We start from the raw sequence: 15,836 nt of genomic DNA on the forward strand, positions 1-15,836 counted from the left end.
TGCGTACGAGACACCCGGTCGGGCCCCTTCCGGCGCGACCGCGGTGTCCGTGTTTTCGGGGTGGGCCGTTCGCGTCGTCGTGACGCCGGCCCGTAAGGGCCGAGGAGGGCCGGGTGACGACCTATGACGATCGAGCGAGCCTCACAGATCTGACCACCACAGCGGAGCAGGTGCGCAGGTCGGTGGAGGCTGTGATCGAGGGCAAGCCGGAGGTCGTACGGCTCTCGCTGACCGTGCTCCTCGCCGAGGGGCACCTGCTCATCGAGGACGTGCCGGGCGTGGGAAAGACCATGCTCGCCAAGGCGCTGGCGAGATCCATCGACTGCTCGGTGCGCCGGATCCAGTTCACGCCGGACCTGCTGCCCTCGGACATCACGGGCGTGTCGATCTACGACCAGCAGCGGCGCGACTTCGAGTTCAAGCCGGGTGCGATCTTCGCGCAGATCGTCATCGGCGACGAGATCAACCGCGCCTCGCCCAAGACGCAGTCAGCGCTCCTGGAGTCCATGGAGGAGCGGCAGGTCACCATCGACGGGCAGACGTACGAGCTGCCGAACCCGTTCATGGTGGTGGCGACGCAGAACCCGGTCGAGATGGAGGGCACCTACCCCCTCCCCGAGGCCCAGCGCGACCGCTTCATGGCCCGGGTCTCCATCGGCTACCCCTCCCCCGAGGCGGAGCTGCAGATGCTGGACGTGCACGGCGGCGTCTCGCCGCTGGACGACCTCCAGCCGGTGGCGCACGCCCACGACGTGGTCAAGCTGATCGACGCGGTGCGCACGGTGCACGTCGCGGAGGCGGTACGGCGCTACGCGGTCGACCTGGTCGGCGCCACCCGCACCCATCCCGACCTGCGCCTGGGCGCCTCCCCGCGGGCCACCCTGCACCTGCTGCGGGCCGCCAAGGCCTCCGCCGCGCTCAGCGGCCGGGACTACGCGCTGCCCGACGACGTGCAGGCGCTGGCCGCCGCCGTGCTCGCGCACCGGCTGCTGCCGACCGCGCAGGCCCAGCTGAACCGGCGCACCGCCGAACAGGTCGTGCTGGACATCCTCCAGCGCGTCCCCGTGCCGACCGGTTCCGGCGCCCCCGCACCGCCGTACGGCGCGCCCGGCCTCCGGTCGCTGTGATGTCCGGCCGGGTCCCGGAGGCCGAGCCCGGGGAGCAGGGCGCCCTGGAGAGGAGCGGCGGCCGGGCGGCGCTGTCCGGGCTGACCACGCGCGGCCGGTCGTTCCTGGCCGCCGGGGTGGCCGCCGCCGTCTGCGCTTTCGTGCTCGGGCAGGGCGACCTGCTGCGGGTGGGCGTGCTGCTGGCCGTGCTGCCGCTGCTGTGCGTGGTCGTGCTGTACCGCACCCGCTACCGGGTCGCGGGCAGCCGCCGGCTGACGCCCGCCCGAGTGCCCGCCGGGACCGAGGCGCGGGTGCACCTGCGGATGGAGAACGTCTCGCGGCTGCCGACCGGGCTGCTCATGCTCCAGGACCGGGTGCCGTACGTGCTCGGGCCCCGGCCCCGTTTCGTCCTGGACAAGGTGGAGGCGGGCGGCCGGCGCGAGGTGTCCTACCGGGTGCGCTCCGACCTGCGCGGACGGTATCCGCTGGGGCCGCTCCAGCTCCGGCTGACCGATCCGTTCGGGATGTGCGAGCTGAGCCGGTCGTTCAGCGCGCACGACACCCTGACGGTGGTCCCGCGCGTGGAGGCGCTGCCCGCGGTGCGGCTGACGGGCGAAGCCAACGGGTACGGCGACGGGCGGCTGCGGTCGCTCGCGCTGGCCGGCGAGGACGACATCATTCCGCGCGGCTACCGGCACGGCGACGACCTGCGCCGGGTGCACTGGCGCTCCACCGCGCGCCACGGCGAGCTGATGGTGCGCCGCGAGGAGCAGCCGCAGCGGGCCCGCTGCACGGTGCTGCTCGACACCCGGCGCGGCGCGTACGCCGGGGCGGGGCCCGACTCGGCCTTCGAGTGGGCGGTGTCGGGGGCCGCCTCGGTACTGGTGCACATGCTTGAACGGGGCTTCTCGGTGAGGCTGTTGACCGACACCGGCACGTGTGTGCCGGGCGAGGGGTCGGGCGGATTCGCCGGTTCCACGCAGGAGTCGGCGGACTCGGCCGGGCTGATGATGGACACCCTCGCGGTCGTGGGGCACTCCGGCCTCGACGGGGGCGGCGGCCTGTCGCCTTCGTACGAAGTGCTGCGCGGCGGCAGCGACGGGCTGCTGATCGCCTTCTTCGGCGATCTGGACGACGAACAGGCGGCGATCGCCGCCCAGATGCGCCGGCGCGCCGGCGGGGCGGTCGCCTTCGTCACGGACTCCGCGGTGTGGACCGCCGAGCCGGACCGGGCGGCGGCGCTGCGGGAGCAGGCGGAGGACCGGCTGCGGCTGCTGCGCGAGGCGGGGTGGACGGCGGTCGCGGTCGCGCCGGGCACGCCCTTGGAGACGCTGTGGCAGCAGGCCGACGCGCAGCGCGCGGGCGCGGCGCAGAGCAAGAGCATGAAGACGGGAACATCGGGGATGTCGGGGATCTCGGGGGGCTGGTCATGAACGGGGACCGGGCGAGAGCCCGCGGGGGGCGGCGGTGAGCGGGCGCGGGCGGATGACGCTGTGCGCGCTGGCCGCCACGCTGATGGCGTCCGGTGCGTTGATTCCGCTGGTCACGGACGCGGGCTGGTTCCTGGAAGCGGCGCTGCTGGTGGCCGTGCAGGCGGGCGTGGGCGCGCTGGCCCGGCGGGTGCCGCTGGCCAGGACGCTGACGGTGGCGGTGCAACTGGTGGCGTCGATGCTGCTGGTGACGCTGTTCTTCGTGGCCGACAAGGCGGTGCTCGGGGTCCTGCCGGGCCCCGACGCGGTCGCGGAGTTCGGGCGGCTGCTGAACACGGGCCTCGCCGACGTCAACCGGTACGCCATTCCGGCGCCGACCAACGAGGGCATCCGGCTGATGCTGGTCGGCGGGGTGCTGCTGATAGGGCTGGCCGTCGACGCCCTCGCGGTGACGTTCCGCAGCGCGGCCCCGGCGGGGCTGCCGCTGCTCGCGCTGTACTCGGTGGCCGCCGGGCTGACCGGCGGCGGGGCGAGCTGGCTGTGGTTCCTGCTGGCCGCGTCGGGCTATCTGCTGCTTCTGCTGGCGGAGAGCCGGGACCGGCTGGCGCAGTGGGGCCGAGTGTTCGGCGGCGCGGGAGGCGGCGAGCGGCGCAGGAGCGCGGGCGGGCTGGAGTCGGGCAGCGGTACGCCGCTGGCCCCGGTGCGCACCGGCCGCCGGATCGGCGCGCTCACCCTCGGCATCGCGCTGGTGATCCCCGCGCTGCTGCCGGCCCTCGACGGCGGCCTGCTCGGCGGGCGGGGCCCGGGCGGCGGCGGGGCGGGCGGCGGTGGCACCATCTCCGCGGTGAACCCGCTGGTCTCCCTCCAGGAGAGCCTGAACCAGCCGACCGACCGGGAGGTGCTGCGCTACCGCACGACGGCGCAGCAGACGCAGGACATGTACCTGCGGATCGTCGCCCTCGACCAGTTCGACGGCACGCAGTGGAGGTCGTCCGAGCGCAAGATCCAGGACGTGCCGGACCCGCTGCCCAGGCCCCAGGGCCTGGGCGCCGACGTGCCCACGGCGGAGATCAACACCAACATCTCGGCCTCGCAGTCCTACACCCAGAACTGGCTGCCGCTGCCGCTGGTGGCGACGAAGGTCGAGATCGGCGGACGCTGGCGGTACGAGCCGGAGGGCCGGACCCTGGTGGGCGACCGGGGGCAGACCACGGGCGGGGTGTCGTACAAGGTACGGAGCCTGGCCGTGCAGCCGACCAAAGAGCAGCTCGCCAACGCGCCCGCGGCCCCGGCCGCCCTGCGCAAGGAGTACACGCGGGTCCCCGGGGCGCTGCCCGCCTCGGTCGGGCAGACCGCCCTCCAGGTCACCCGGGGCGCGGCGAACGACTACGAGCGCGCGGTCGCGCTGCAGAACTGGTTCGCCTCCGAGGGCGGCTTCACGTACGACACGCAGGTGCAGTCGGGCAGCGGGGCGGAGGCCATCACGCGCTTCCTGAAGCAGAAGGAGGGCTTCTGCATCCACTTCGCCTTCTCGATGGCGGCGATGGCGCGCACGCTGGGCATCCCGGCCCGGGTCGCGGTGGGCTTCACTCCCGGCACGGCGAAGTCGGGCGGCGAGGTGTCGGTGGGGCTGCAGGACGCGCACGCGTGGCCCGAGCTGTACTTCGAGGGGCCGGGCTGGACCCGGTTCGAGCCGACGCCCACCCGCGGCACCGCCCCGCAGTACACGGTGCGGGACACCCCGTCCGACGACACGAGCAGCCCCGCGCAGCCGTCGGCCGGCGCCGGCACCTCGCAGAGCGCGGCCCCCAGGCCGTCCGACAGCTGTCCGGCGGCCGAGCGGCGGCTGGGCGACTGCGGCGGCGGCGCGCAGGCGGGCGCGGCTCCGCCGACCGACCCGGGCGTGCCGGTCGGCACCGTCGTAGGGGTCGCGCTGGGCGTACTGGCCCTGGTGTTCCTCCTGCTGCTGCCGTTGCTGTGGCGGACCCGGGTGCGGGCCGGACGGCTGCGCTCGGGCGGCCGCACCCCGGCGGACGCGGCGGCGCGCACGCTCGCCGCCTGGCGGGAGATCGTCGACTCGGCCTGGGACTTCGGAACGGCCCCGGACGAGTCGCAGACGCCGCGCAGGACGGCGGCCCGGATCGTCCGGCTGGGGTCGCTGGAGGGCCCGGCGGCGGAGGCGGTGCACCGGGCGGCAGGTGCGGTGGAGCAGGTGCTGTACGCGCCCGTGCCGCGGGCGAGCAGCGGTCTGGTGGACGACGTGCACCGGGTGCGGGAGGGGCTGCGGGAGCGGGCGGGCCGGCGGGCCCGGCTGCGGGCGCTGCTGCTGCCGCGTTCGACCGTGCGGGTGGTGTGGGCGCTGTCCGCGCGCTGGAACGCCCTGGCGGCCCGGTGGCGGGGCGACGGGCGCCTGGACCGGTGGTCGGCGGCGGTGCGGCGGACGGCCCGCCTGCGGGGCTGAGCGCGGGGCGGCCGGCGGGGCCGGATTCCGGCACGGACCCCGCCGGGCGGGGGCGGGGCACGGCCGGGGCGCGACTGAGGCAGGTGTACGCGGCCCGGGCGGCGCATGCCGTGGACGGGTGGGGCGGCGGGCGGCCCGGGCGGCGCATGCCGTGAACGGCTGGGGTGGCGGGCGGCCCGGGCGGTGTATGCGGTGAACGGGTGAAGGCGTGGCCCGTGGGTGCGGACGGGTGAGGGGCGGGCACCCGAAGGTGTCCGCCCCTCACCCGTACATGTCGTCGGTCCCGCGCGGCGCGGGGTCCCGCTAGCTGCCCTGCTGCTCGTCGCGGCGGCGCTGCCAGCGTTGTTCTATGCGGTTCATGACCGAGCGGCGCTGCCGGGACTGACGGCCCGCGGGCGCCATTCCCGGAACGGGCTGTTCACCCGGTTTGGGCGCCTTGCGCCATCCGGTGACCGCGAGTACGGCACAACCGAGCATGACAAGGAAACCGACCACGCTCACCCAGATCATCTGGGCGACCATGCCGGCCATGAGGAGCGCGATACCCACCAGAAAGCCTGCGACCGCCTGGTAGACCCGTCGCCGGGTGTACGTACGCAGCCCGCTTCCCTCAAGCGCTGTCGCGAATTTGGGATCTTCGGCGTACAGCGCTCGCTCCATCTGCTCGAGCATTCGCTGCTCGTGCTCCGAGAGCGGCACGGAGTCCTCCTACTCGTCGGTCGCGGGGGGCGACCGGATGCGGCCCTTTCAGAATAGGCAGGGAATCGCCCCCGTGAAACCCGCCCTCTACGCCAATTCGCCAATCCGGGCCGCCGTGCCGGCTTGGCTGTTGAAGCGTGCATTCCCCAACGGCCGACCCGTCATGCCGACGGTGTCCCCCGATCATACGGGGCCCGGGCGCTGATCGGGGGGCCCGCGGCGGACTCCGTACTTCCCTGGTACCCCGACTCGTCCCTGATCAGCCCCCGTGGCGGGGATGTGCGCAAGGACGGGCCCCGTTGCTCCGGACGGGCGCCCGGGCCGTGCGCGCGGTCCGCGCGGCCCCCCGGCGGACGTGCTGGTCAGGCGTCCCGCGGGGCGGCCTTGGCGCCCAGGACGTGCAGTTGGGTGGCGACGGCGTGGAAGGCGTCGAGCTCGGCCGCCGCGGCCTCCAGCTTCAGCAGGGCCTCCGTCGCGCCGGGTTCGGTGTCGACCAGGACCCCGGGGACCAGGTCGGCGAAGACCCGTACGCCGTGTATGGCGGCGACCTCGACGCCCGCGCCGCCGGCCAGCTCGCGGAGCTGCCCGGCGGTGAAGCGGCGGGGCACCGGGTCGCCCTCGCCCCAGCGGCCCGCCGGGTCGGTGAGCGCCTGGCGGGCCTCGTTGAAGTGTCCGGCCAGGGCGCGGGCCAGGACGGCGCCGCCGCTGCCCGCGGCGAGCAGGCTGAGCGTGCCGGACGGGCGGAGCGCCTCGACGGCGTTTCGCAGGCCCTCGGCGGGGTCGTCCACGTACTCCAGGACCCCGTGGCACAGGACGGCGTCGTAGCCGTCGCGCTCCACGACGTCGAACAGGCCGAGCGCGTCGCCCTGTACGCCGCGGACCCGGTCGGCGACGCCCGCCTCGGCGGCCCGGCGCTCCAGCGCGAACAGGGCGTTGGGGCTGGGGTCGACCACGGTGACGCGGTGGCCGAGCCGGGCGACGGGCACCGCGAAGTTCCCGGTGCCGCCCCCGGTGTCCAGGACGTCCAGGGTGTCGCGGCCGGACTCCTTGGCACGCCGGTCGAGGGCGTCCTTGAGGACCTCCCAGACCACGGCGGTGCGCAGGGAGGCGCGGGGGCGCATCGATTCCGACACGGCATTGACTCCTCGGTGAACGGTGCGGGGCGAACGGTGCGGCCAGCCCCCGCGGACACGGCTGCGCCCAGCCTAATGGGCCCGGCCGCCGGTCCCGCCCAGGTCACCGCGCCTGCGGGCCCCGCTCCTTCGCCTCCCGGCCGCGGGGCGGCGTCGGCCGGAGCGCGAGCATCCGCTCGACCAGGCGCAGGAACACCGCGGTGTCGCGGATCAGGTCGTCGGCGTCGCGGGCGCCGGCCGCGCCGTGTATGCCCGCCTCGGCGCGGGCCCGCTTCTCGGCCCCGGCGGCGAACAGGGCGCTCCACTCGGCCAGTTCGGGGGCGATCTCGGGCAGCACCTCCCAGGCGCTGCGTATCCGCCGGCGGCGGCGCGGGGTGGATTCGGGGCGGCCCCGGGCGGCCAGCACGGCGGCGGCCGTGCGCAGGGCGGCCAAGTGGGCGGCCGCGTACCGCTCGTTGGCGGTCTCGGCGGCGGTGGCCTCCTCCAGCCCCTTGTGGGCCTGGGCGAGCAGATCGAGGGCCGCGGGCGGCGCCGGGGTGCGGCGCTGCACGGGGTGAACGTCGGCCTGTGCCATGACGAACCTCCTGTCTCGGACGACGGCACGGATGCCGTCTGAGCCCACTGTGAGGGACGCCACTGACAATCCGGCCTGAGCTGGGCTTTTGCCCGCATCGGTGGAAGGCATACTTTTGGACTGACCGGTCAGTTCAAATATGGGGAGGGTGCGTGGACAGCCCGCACACCGGGACGGCAGAGGCCCCCGGGGCCGCACAGGACGCCGAAGGGGCCGCGATCAGCGCGGTGGGCTTCGGGCTCAAGGGACCGCGCGGCTGGGCCTTTCGCGGCGTCGACATGACCGCGCCCGCCGGTTCGTTCGTCGCGATCGAGGGCCCGTCCGGATCGGGGCGCACCTGCCTGCTGCTCGCGCTCACCGGCCGGATGCGCGCCACCGAGGGCCACGCCGAGGTGGCCGGGCTGCGGCTGCCGAAGAAGATGGCGGCCGTGCGGCGGATCAGCGCGCTCGGCCCGGTCGCGGGCGTCAGCGACCTGGACGCCGCCTTCACCGTTGCCGAGCACCTGCGCGAACGCGCCCTGCTGCAGCGCCGGTTCGACGGTTCGCTGCGCTCGCTGCTGCGCAGGCCCTCGGTGCGCAGGGCGCAGGCCCGCGCCCGGATCGACGCCGCCATGGCCGCCGTGGGGCTGGACCTCGACGCGCTGCCGAAGGGCGAGCGGACGTCCGTACGGGACCTGGAGCGGCTGGAGGTGCTGCGGCTGTCGGTGGGGCTGGCGCTGATGGGCTCGCCGCGGCTGCTCGCCGTCGACGACGCGGACCTGAAGCTGTCGGACGCCGGGCGCGAGGAGGCCTGGGAACTGTTCCGGTCCCTCGCCGCGTCCGGCACCACCGTGCTCGCCGTGTGCAGCGCGCCGCCCAAGGACGCCCTGCTGGTGTCGCTGCGCAACGTGCGCGACGAGGCGCCCGAGCACGCCGGGAAGAACGCGGCCGCCACGGCCGCCACCGAGGAAGACACGACCGAGGAGGGGGCGGCCGATGCGCTCGCCGAAACTGGCCGCTCTTGAGCTCAGGCGCTTCGGCAGGGGGAAGCTCCCCCGTGCCGCGCTCGTCGCGCTCCTGCTGCTGCCGCTGCTGTACGGCGCCCTGTACCTGTGGTCCTTCTGGGACCCGTACGGGCGGCTCGACAAGATCCCCGTGGCGCTCGTCAACGAGGACAAGGGCGCGACCGCCGCGGGCAAGAAGATCACCGCCGGTGACGAGATCACCGAGAAGCTCCTCGACAGCAAGGTCTTCGACTGGCAGGAGGTGAACGCGAAGGACGCCAAGGACGGCGTCGAGAACGGCGCGTACTACCTGTCGCTGACCATGCCCGCGGACTTCAGCGAGCGGATCGCCTCCAGCTCCGGCGACACCCCGGAGACGGGTGCGCTCCAGGTGCACACCAACGACTCCAACAACTACATCGTCGGGCAGATCTCCCGGTCGGTCTTCTCCGAGGTGCGCACCGCCGCCTCCACGAACGCCTCCCGCGGTTTCCTCGACAAGATCTTCATCTCCTTCTCCGACATCCACGACGCGACCGAGAAGGCCGCCAAGGGCGCCAAGGACCTCGACGGCGGCATCGGGAAGGCGAAGAAGGGCTCCAAGGACCTCGCCAACGGGCTCACCGACGCCAAGAAGGGCAGCGGCGACCTCTCCGGCGGCATCAAGAAGCTCGACAAGGGCGCGGCCGACCTGGCGTCCGGGGCCCGGCAGGTCGCCGACGGCACCAAGACCCTCTCCGACAAGGTCAACGGGATCTCGACGAAGGTCCGGCCGTACCTGAAGGACGACGGCACCTCGATCGCGCACGCGGCGCAACTGGTCGCCGACTCCGCGAAGATCACCCAGAACCACCTGTCGACGCTCGTCAAGCGGGCCCCCGAGGCCGCGAAGGACTCGCGCAGGGTCGCCAACGAGCTGGCCGCCGTGCACCGGGAGTTCTGCGCGGACGCCACCCAGGGCGCCGAGGACGACCCGAAGGCCGCCGCTGCGGCGAAGGCCTGTCCGATCCTCCAGAAGGGCGTCACCGCGGCCCAGGAGGCCGCCACGGTGGCCGAGGACGTCAACGCCATGGTCAAGGACGGCAACAGCGACCTGGCCCTGCTCGACACCCGGCTGACGGACGTCCGCAACAAGTCCCAGGCCCTCGTCCGCCAGGCCCCGCACCTGGACGACGACCTCAAGTCGGCCGTCGCGAAGGTCAACGCGCTCAACTCCGGCGCGCAGAAGGTCTCCCAGGGGGCGGCCAAACTGCACACCGGCCTCGGAACGGCCCGCAGCGGAGCCACCGACCTCGACCAGGGCGTCGGCAAGCTGAAGACCGGGGCGAACAACCTGGACGGCGGCCTGTTCAAGCTGGCCGACGGCAGCGGCAAGCTGGCCGGCGGCCTGAACGACGGCGTCGGCAAGATCCCCGACTACGACAAGGGCTCCCGCGACCAGCGCACCGAGGTCATGGCCGACCCGGTGAAGCTGGCCTCCTCCGCCCTGCACAAGGCGCCCAACTACGGCACCGGGTTCGCCCCGTACTTCATCCCGCTGTCCCTGTGGGTCGGCGCGATGGTGGCGTACATGCTCATCCAGCCGATGAACCGGCGCGCCCTGGCCGCCGGGGCCTCCGCCTGGCGGATCGCCTTCGCGGGCTGGCTGCCGGTGGTGGCGCTCGGGGTGGCCCAGGTCGCCGCGCTGATGGCGGTGCTGCACTACGGGCTGGGCCTGGAGATGACGCGCACGGCCGGGACGCTGGGCTTCCTGGTGCTGGTGACGGCCTGTTTCGCGGCGATCATCCAGTGGCTGAACGCCCGGTTCGGGGCGGCGGGACGCATCCTGGTGCTCGCCGTGCTGATGCTCCAGCTCACGTCGGCGGGCGGCACGTATCCGGTGCAGACCTCGCCGGGCTTCTTCAACGTGATGCACCCGTTCCTGCCCATGACGTACGTCGTCGAGGGGCTGCGCAGGCTGATCTCGGGCGGCGGTCTGGAGCCGGTCTGGACGGGCAGCGTCGTGCTGGCCGCCTTCACGGCGGGCGCGCTCGCGCTGACCGCCCTGTCGGCCCGCCGCAAGCAGGTGTGGACGCTGGACCGCCTCCACCCGGAGCTGAGCCTGTGAGCGCCCCGCCTGCGGCCCCCGGGGAACCTGTGAGAATCGGCCCCATGGACAGCACCAGCACGCGCCGCCGCAACACCCGGCAGAAGCTCTACGAGGCGGCCGTGACCCTGATCGCCGAGAAGGGCTTCTCCTCGACCAGCGTGGAGGAGATCGCCGAGCGTGCCGGTGTCGCCAAGGGCACGGTGTACTACAACTTCAAGAGCAAGAGCGAGCTCTTCGAGGAGCTGCTGCGCTACGGGGTGGGGCTGCTCACGGCCTCCCTCCAGGAGGCGGCCGACGAGACCGCCGCGCGCGGCGGCGGCAAGGTCGAGTCCCTGGACGCGATGATCCGGGCCGGGCTGCTCTTCATCCACCGCTATCCCGCCTTCACCCAGCTCTACGTCGCCGAGCTGTGGCGCACCAACCGGGCGTGGCAGTCGACGCTCCTGGTGGTGCGCCAGCAGGCGGTGGCCGTCGTGGAGCGGGTGCTCACCGAGGGCGTGGCGAACGGCGAGCTGAGCGAGGAGATCGACATCCCGCTGACGGCGGCGGCGCTGGTGGGCATGGTGCTGGTGGCCGCGCTGGACTGGCAGGCCTTCCAGAGCGAGCGCTCGCTGGACGACGTGCACGCGGCGCTGTCGCGGCTGCTGCACGGGCGGGTGGGCGGCGGGCGTCCCTGACGCGGACGCCGCTCTCCGCCACCGGTGCCGGTGCTCGTCCGAGCCGGCGCGCTCAGCTCTGAGTACCCGTACCTAGTGCCGGAGATGAGTAGCTGCGCGGATGGGCTCCCACCTGCGCGGACGACAGAGTGGGAACCACGGAAGGGGCGCTCGCGCCGAGACCGCCGACACGGGGCGGCGGAAGCGGCGCGAGACCCCGGACGGAACGGGGACACGGGGGAAGACGCACCGGTCCGGTGGCGCTCGGGGGGATCGAGCGCCGCCGGGCCGGCGTTTTCCTGTCCGGCCCGCGCCGGCGGCGACTGGTTACGATCGCTTCGTGTCGATTCTTCCCCTCGTGTTCACCAGCGGCTGGGCCAGCGGCATCAACGCCTACGCGGTGGTGCTCCTGCTCGGCGTCTTCGGCGCGACCGGGATCAGCGACGAGGTGCCGGCCTCCTTGCAGCGCACCGACGTCATGGTGGTCGCCGGGGTCCTCTTCCTGATCGAGGCGGTCAGCGACAAGATCCCGTACGTGGACTCGCTGTGGGACAGCGTCCACACGGTGGTCCGGCCGGTCGCCGGAGCGGTGGTGGGGGCCCTGCTGGCCGGGCAGAGCGGTTCGCTGCCGGAGCTGGCGGCGGGCGCGGTGGGCGGTTCGACGGCGCTGCTGAGCCATCTGGTGAAGGCCGGGACGCGGATGGCGGTGAACACCTCGCCCGAGCCGTTCAGCAACATCCTGCTCAGTACGGCCGAGGACCTGGGCGTCGCGGGCATCGTCAGCTTCGCCATGTTCCATCCCGTCGCGGCGGCCTCGATCGCCGGGGCGCTGCTCCTGGCCGGGCTGGTGCTGCTGGTCCTCCTGGCCGCCCGCATCCGGCGCTTCCGCCGCCGCCGGGCGCGGCGCCGGGAGGAGAAACGCCTGATGGGCACGGGCGGACCGGCTCCCCGCTGAGTTCTCGGTGGTCCCCGCGGAGCTGTCGGTGGCCCCCGTTACAGTCACTGGCATGGCACGGATTGCGGTGATCGGCGCCGGGCTCGGCGCGATGGCGACCGCCGCCCGGCTGGCCGTCGCGGGCCACCGGGTGACGGTGTACGAACGCGGGGGCACGCACGGCGGTGCGGTGGGCCGCTTCGAGCGGGACGGGTTCGCCTTCGACACGGGGCCGGGGCTGCTGCATCTCCCCGCCGTGTACCGGGACCTGTTCGTCAAGACCGGCCGGGAGTCCCTGGAGGACTCCGTGGACCTGGCCCCGGTCGACCCGGCGGGCCGCCACCTGTTCGCGGACGGTACGGACGTCTCGCTGCCCAACGCCTCGCGCGGGGCCGTGGCGGCGCTGGGCGGTGCGCTCGGCGCGGACGCGGGCGACCGCTGGGACGCGTTCATGAGCCGCGCCGGGGCCGCCTGGGACCGGGTCCGCAGGCCCCTCCTGGAGGAGCCCCTGTGGCCGGACTGGCAGGTGCTGGGCAAGGACCCGTACCCGTCGGTCGCCACCCGCCGGCTGCTGCGCGAGCGCCGCGCCGCCACGCTCGCCGAGATCGGCGCCTGGGAACTGCGCGACCCCCGGCTGACGGCCCTGCTGGAGAGCTACGCCCTCGCGTTCGGCCTCGACCCGCGCAGGGCTCCCGCCTCCGCCGCCGTGCTGCCGTACATGGAGCAGACCTTCGGCACCTGGTACGTACGGGGCGGCATGCGGGCGCTGGCGGACGCCGTGCACGCGCGCTGCCTGGCCCGCCGGGTCGAGTTCGTCTTCGGCGCGGAGGTCGTCGCGGTCACCGTGCGGGACGGGCGGGCCGCGGGCGTGGAGCTGGCGGACGGCACCCGGGCGGCGGCCGACCACGTGGTCGCGGCCGTCCACCCGCGGACCCTCGACGCACTGGTGCACGGCCGCCCCGACGGCGCCCGGGAGGGGCACGAGCTGTACGGCGAGGGCGACTTCCAGCCCGGTCCGGAGGCGGCGGGCGCGGGCCGGGTGACGGTCTGCCTGGCCCTGTCCGGCGCGCGCGACCTGCGGGCGGCCCACCGCACGGTGGTGCACTCCGCCGACCGGGCGGCCGAGCTGCGCACCGTCTTCGAGGGCGCGGGAGCCCCGGAGTCGCCCACCGTGTGGGTCATGCGCCCCGACGATCCCGCCCTGCGCCCCGACGACGCGCACGAGACCGTCGTCCTGACGGCCGCGGCCCCGTCCCTGGACCGTGCGGACTGGACCCGTGCGTCGGCCGAGGCCTGGGCGGACGCCATGGTGGCGCAGGCGTCCCGGGCGGTCACGGGGCTGGCCGGCCGCGTGCTGTGGCGCGAGGTCCACACCCCCCGGGACATCGCCGCGCGGACCGGCGCGCCCGCGGGCGACCTGCCCGCGCCCGCGCTGGCGGGCGCCTCGGGGACGCACCTCGTGCGGTCCAACTCCCCCCGGCTGCCGGGCCTGTACGCGGCGGGCGGCTGGGCCCACCCCGGCGGCGGGCTCGCGCACGCCGGGATGTCGGGCGCGCTGGTCGCCGGGCTGATCGTCGAGGGGGACGGCTTCCGGGGCTCGCAGTAGCAGCGGAGCACGCGCGGGGGCCCGGACTTCTCACGGAAGTCCGGGCCCCCGCGCGTACGGGGCCCGGTGCCGCCGCGTACGCGTGCTTCAGTAGCGGTACTGGCCGTTCGCGCCCGTGTCGTGGCCGTTGGGGTGTCCGGCGGGCTGCTGCGGGGCCTCGGGGGCGAACGGCTGCTCGCCGTCGCGCTGCTGCGGGACCCACACCCCGCCGGGCGGGGTCTCGCCCGGGTAGCCCTCGTAGGGGCCGGGGTAGAGCTGCTGCTGGCCGCCGTAGGAGTCGTAGTCGGCGCCGCCGTAGGACTGGGGGCCGATGTACGGGTCGGAGTAGGCGGCGTACTGCTGCTGCCCGGTGTCGTAGGCGTACACCCCGGCGCTCCCGGTGTCCGCGGCGGCGTGGGCGGCGCCGGCGCCCTGCGGGTCGTAGGCGGGGTAGGAGCCGCCGCCGAAGCCGTCGTGGCCCTGCGGCTGCGGCGCGGGGGCGGAGAAGGACGCAGAGGTGTCGTAGATCCCGTACCGGCCGGTCTCGTCGGGCATCGGCTGCGGCTCGAAGACGGGGGGCTGCGGGTCGTCGTGCTGGGGCGCGCCGTGTCCCTGGTGCGGGGCGGGCTGCCCCTGGGGCGGTGCGCCGTGTCCCTGGTGCGGGGCGGCCTGTCCCTGCTGCGGGGCGCCGTGGCCCCGGTCGTATCCGGGCACGCCCTCGAAGCCGGTGCTCGGGCCGCCGCTGTCCTGCTCGCCGTACTCCAGTCCGGAGACCTGGAGCGTCGGCTGCTGCGGGGGCGCGTCGGCGTTGCCGCGGCGGCGCTTGCTGGCACCCGGCTTGCCGCCGATCGCCCAGCCGGTGGCGAAGCCCCGCCGGAAGGACAGGGTGACGTACGTCTGGCCGACCGCGAAGGCGATGGCGCCCGCGCCGATCACCGGGACGGACGGCAGCAGCACGCCGACCACCACGACGGCGAAGCCCGCGAAGGCGAGCACCCGCCAGCGCAGCCGCGCCTTGTACTGCAACAGCACCTCGCCGAGCAGCCACAGCGCGACCACGCCGAATGCGATGTAGAGGACCGTCCAGCCCATGTACGCCCCTCTCCTGCGGCCGCTGCGTCCCCTGGTGGACGCGGCGGCGCGAGTACAGCTGTGGTGACCGCTTACGACCGCGTCGGCAGTGACGTCTGGTCGTGCAGTCCGAGATTCTCGTAGATTTCGAGCGTCGCCGTCGAGTTGTTCAGCGTGATGAAGTGCATTCCCGGCACACCTTCGGCGAGCAGCGTCGCGCAGAACTCCGTGGCGAACTCGATGCCAATGGAGCGTACAGCGGCGGGATCGTCCTTGACCGCGAGCATCCGTTCTTTCACGGCGTCCGGAAATTGCGCGTTGCTGAGCTGCGGAAGTCTGTCCAGTTGCCTGACCAGCGTGACAGGCATCACTTCCGGGATGATCGGGGTGCGGCAACCGGCTGCTTCCACCCGGTCACGCATCCGCAGATAGCTCTCCGGGTCGAAGAACATCTGCGTGATCGCGTAATCGGCGCCCGCCCGGCACTTCTCCACGAAGTGGCGGATGTCGGAGTCCCAGTTCTCCGAGCGCGGGTGCATCTCCGGGAATGCGGCGACGCCGACGCAGAAGTCGCCGGACTCCTTGATGAGCTCCACGAGTTCGGACGCGTACGTGACGCCTTCCGGGTGCTTGATCCACTCCCCCATCGGGTCGCCCGGCGGGTCGCCGCGCACCGCGAGGATGTTGCGGATGCCCGCGTCGGCGAACTGGCCCACCATGTTGCGCAGCTCGGCGACCGAGTGGTCGACCGCGGTGAGGTGCGCGACGGGCGTGAGCGTGGAGTCGGAGGCGATCTTCTGGGTGGCCTTGACGGTGCCCTCGCGGGTGGAGCCGCCCGCCCCGTAGGTCACGGAGACGAAACTGGGGCGCACTGCCTCGACCCGGCGCAGGGCGTTCCAGAGGTTCTGCTCGCCCTTCTCGGTTCTGCGGGCCGAGAATTCGAAGGAAAACGACGTCTTTCCGGTCTCCAGCAGTTCACGCACCGTAAGCGCGCGATCCGATCTGGTGGAAGCTGTGCCAAGGGCCATGCCGAGAGATTAGCCAGCAGGGCGGCGCAGACCCAACCACCCAGGAGGCAAAGGTCCGTTATGCCGGTTTCTTGTCCACCCTTCGGA

13 protein-coding genes are annotated in these 15,836 nt (G+C 73.9%); 8 read left to right on the forward strand and 5 right to left on the reverse strand.

The window, feature by feature from the left end; translation table 11 throughout:
- Nucleotides 1-113: 113 nt before the first annotated feature.
- Genes ACZ56L_RS18230 through ACZ56L_RS18240 form a run of 3 tightly spaced genes read left to right on the forward strand, consistent with a single transcriptional unit; the run spans nt 114 to nt 4,997 of the window.
- Complete coding sequence (locus ACZ56L_RS18230; RefSeq protein WP_345223760.1) at nt 114-1,127, forward strand: AAA family ATPase; 1,014 nt, start codon at nt 114-116, stop codon at nt 1,125-1,127.
- Entirely contained in the window at nt 1,127-2,539 is a 1,413-nt protein-coding gene (locus tag ACZ56L_RS18235) for a DUF58 domain-containing protein (protein ID WP_471064977.1), read from the forward strand. Before ACZ56L_RS18230 ends, ACZ56L_RS18235 begins: the two co-directional genes overlap by 1 nt.
- 34 nt (nt 2,540-2,573) lie before the next feature.
- A complete protein-coding gene (locus ACZ56L_RS18240) occupies nt 2,574-4,997 on the forward strand; it encodes a transglutaminase TgpA family protein (RefSeq protein WP_471064979.1) in 2,424 nt (807 codons plus the stop codon).
- Between the two features lie 303 nt (nt 4,998-5,300).
- Here ACZ56L_RS18240 and ACZ56L_RS18245 read toward each other — a convergent pair whose 3' ends face one another.
- The 3 genes from ACZ56L_RS18245 to ACZ56L_RS18255 all read right to left on the reverse strand — a co-directional run bounded on the left by ACZ56L_RS18245 (nt 5,301) and on the right by ACZ56L_RS18255 (nt 7,403).
- The gene (locus ACZ56L_RS18245) at nt 5,301-5,696 is read right to left on the reverse strand and encodes a DUF3040 domain-containing protein (protein ID WP_345223753.1); all 396 of its coding nucleotides are present in this window, start codon (nt 5,694-5,696) and stop codon (nt 5,301-5,303) included.
- Between the two features lie 362 nt (nt 5,697-6,058).
- A complete protein-coding gene (locus tag ACZ56L_RS18250) occupies nt 6,059-6,829 on the reverse strand; it encodes a class I SAM-dependent methyltransferase (RefSeq protein ID WP_401757552.1) in 771 nt (256 codons plus the stop codon).
- 103 nt (nt 6,830-6,932) lie between these two features.
- Nucleotides 6,933-7,403 (reverse strand): SAV_6107 family HEPN domain-containing protein, encoded by a 471-nt coding sequence (locus ACZ56L_RS18255; protein WP_471064981.1) that lies wholly within the window; start codon nt 7,401-7,403, stop codon nt 6,933-6,935.
- Nucleotides 7,404-7,555: 152 nt separating this feature from the next.
- On the opposite strand from ACZ56L_RS18255, the gene ACZ56L_RS18260 reads away from it, so the two are divergent.
- From ACZ56L_RS18260 to ACZ56L_RS18280, 5 genes are all read left to right on the forward strand, one after another.
- Nucleotides 7,556-8,407, forward strand: a complete 852-nt coding sequence (locus ACZ56L_RS18260; protein ID WP_401757548.1) for an ATP-binding cassette domain-containing protein — start codon at nt 7,556-7,558, stop codon at nt 8,405-8,407.
- Nucleotides 8,379-10,493, forward strand: coding sequence for a YhgE/Pip family protein (locus tag ACZ56L_RS18265; RefSeq protein WP_471064983.1), 2,115 nt, complete (start codon nt 8,379-8,381; stop codon nt 10,491-10,493). The genes ACZ56L_RS18260 and ACZ56L_RS18265 overlap by 29 nt, the downstream gene beginning before the upstream one ends.
- A 44-nt stretch (nt 10,494-10,537) precedes the next feature.
- Nucleotides 10,538-11,152 (forward strand): TetR/AcrR family transcriptional regulator, encoded by a 615-nt coding sequence (locus tag ACZ56L_RS18270; RefSeq protein WP_401757544.1) that lies wholly within the window; start codon nt 10,538-10,540, stop codon nt 11,150-11,152.
- A gap of 319 nt (nt 11,153-11,471) precedes the next feature.
- Nucleotides 11,472-12,086, forward strand: coding sequence for a DUF4126 domain-containing protein (locus ACZ56L_RS18275; protein ID WP_471064985.1), 615 nt, complete (start codon nt 11,472-11,474; stop codon nt 12,084-12,086).
- 52 nt (nt 12,087-12,138) lie between these two features.
- A complete protein-coding gene (locus ACZ56L_RS18280) occupies nt 12,139-13,671 on the forward strand; it encodes a phytoene desaturase family protein (RefSeq protein ID WP_471064987.1) in 1,533 nt (510 codons plus the stop codon).
- Between the two features lie 87 nt (nt 13,672-13,758).
- Here ACZ56L_RS18280 and ACZ56L_RS18285 read toward each other — a convergent pair whose 3' ends face one another.
- Together ACZ56L_RS18285 and metF are read right to left on the reverse strand one after the other, a co-directional pair.
- A complete protein-coding gene (locus tag ACZ56L_RS18285; RefSeq protein ID WP_471064989.1) occupies nt 13,759-14,742 on the reverse strand; it encodes a hypothetical protein in 984 nt (327 codons plus the stop codon).
- Nucleotides 14,743-14,813: 71 nt separating this feature from the next.
- Nucleotides 14,814-15,749, reverse strand: coding sequence for a methylenetetrahydrofolate reductase [NAD(P)H] (gene metF / locus ACZ56L_RS18290; protein WP_345223734.1), 936 nt, complete (start codon nt 15,747-15,749; stop codon nt 14,814-14,816).
- Nucleotides 15,750-15,836 lie beyond the last annotated feature (87 nt).

The organism is Streptomyces sp. NPDC039736 (assembly GCF_055596485.1).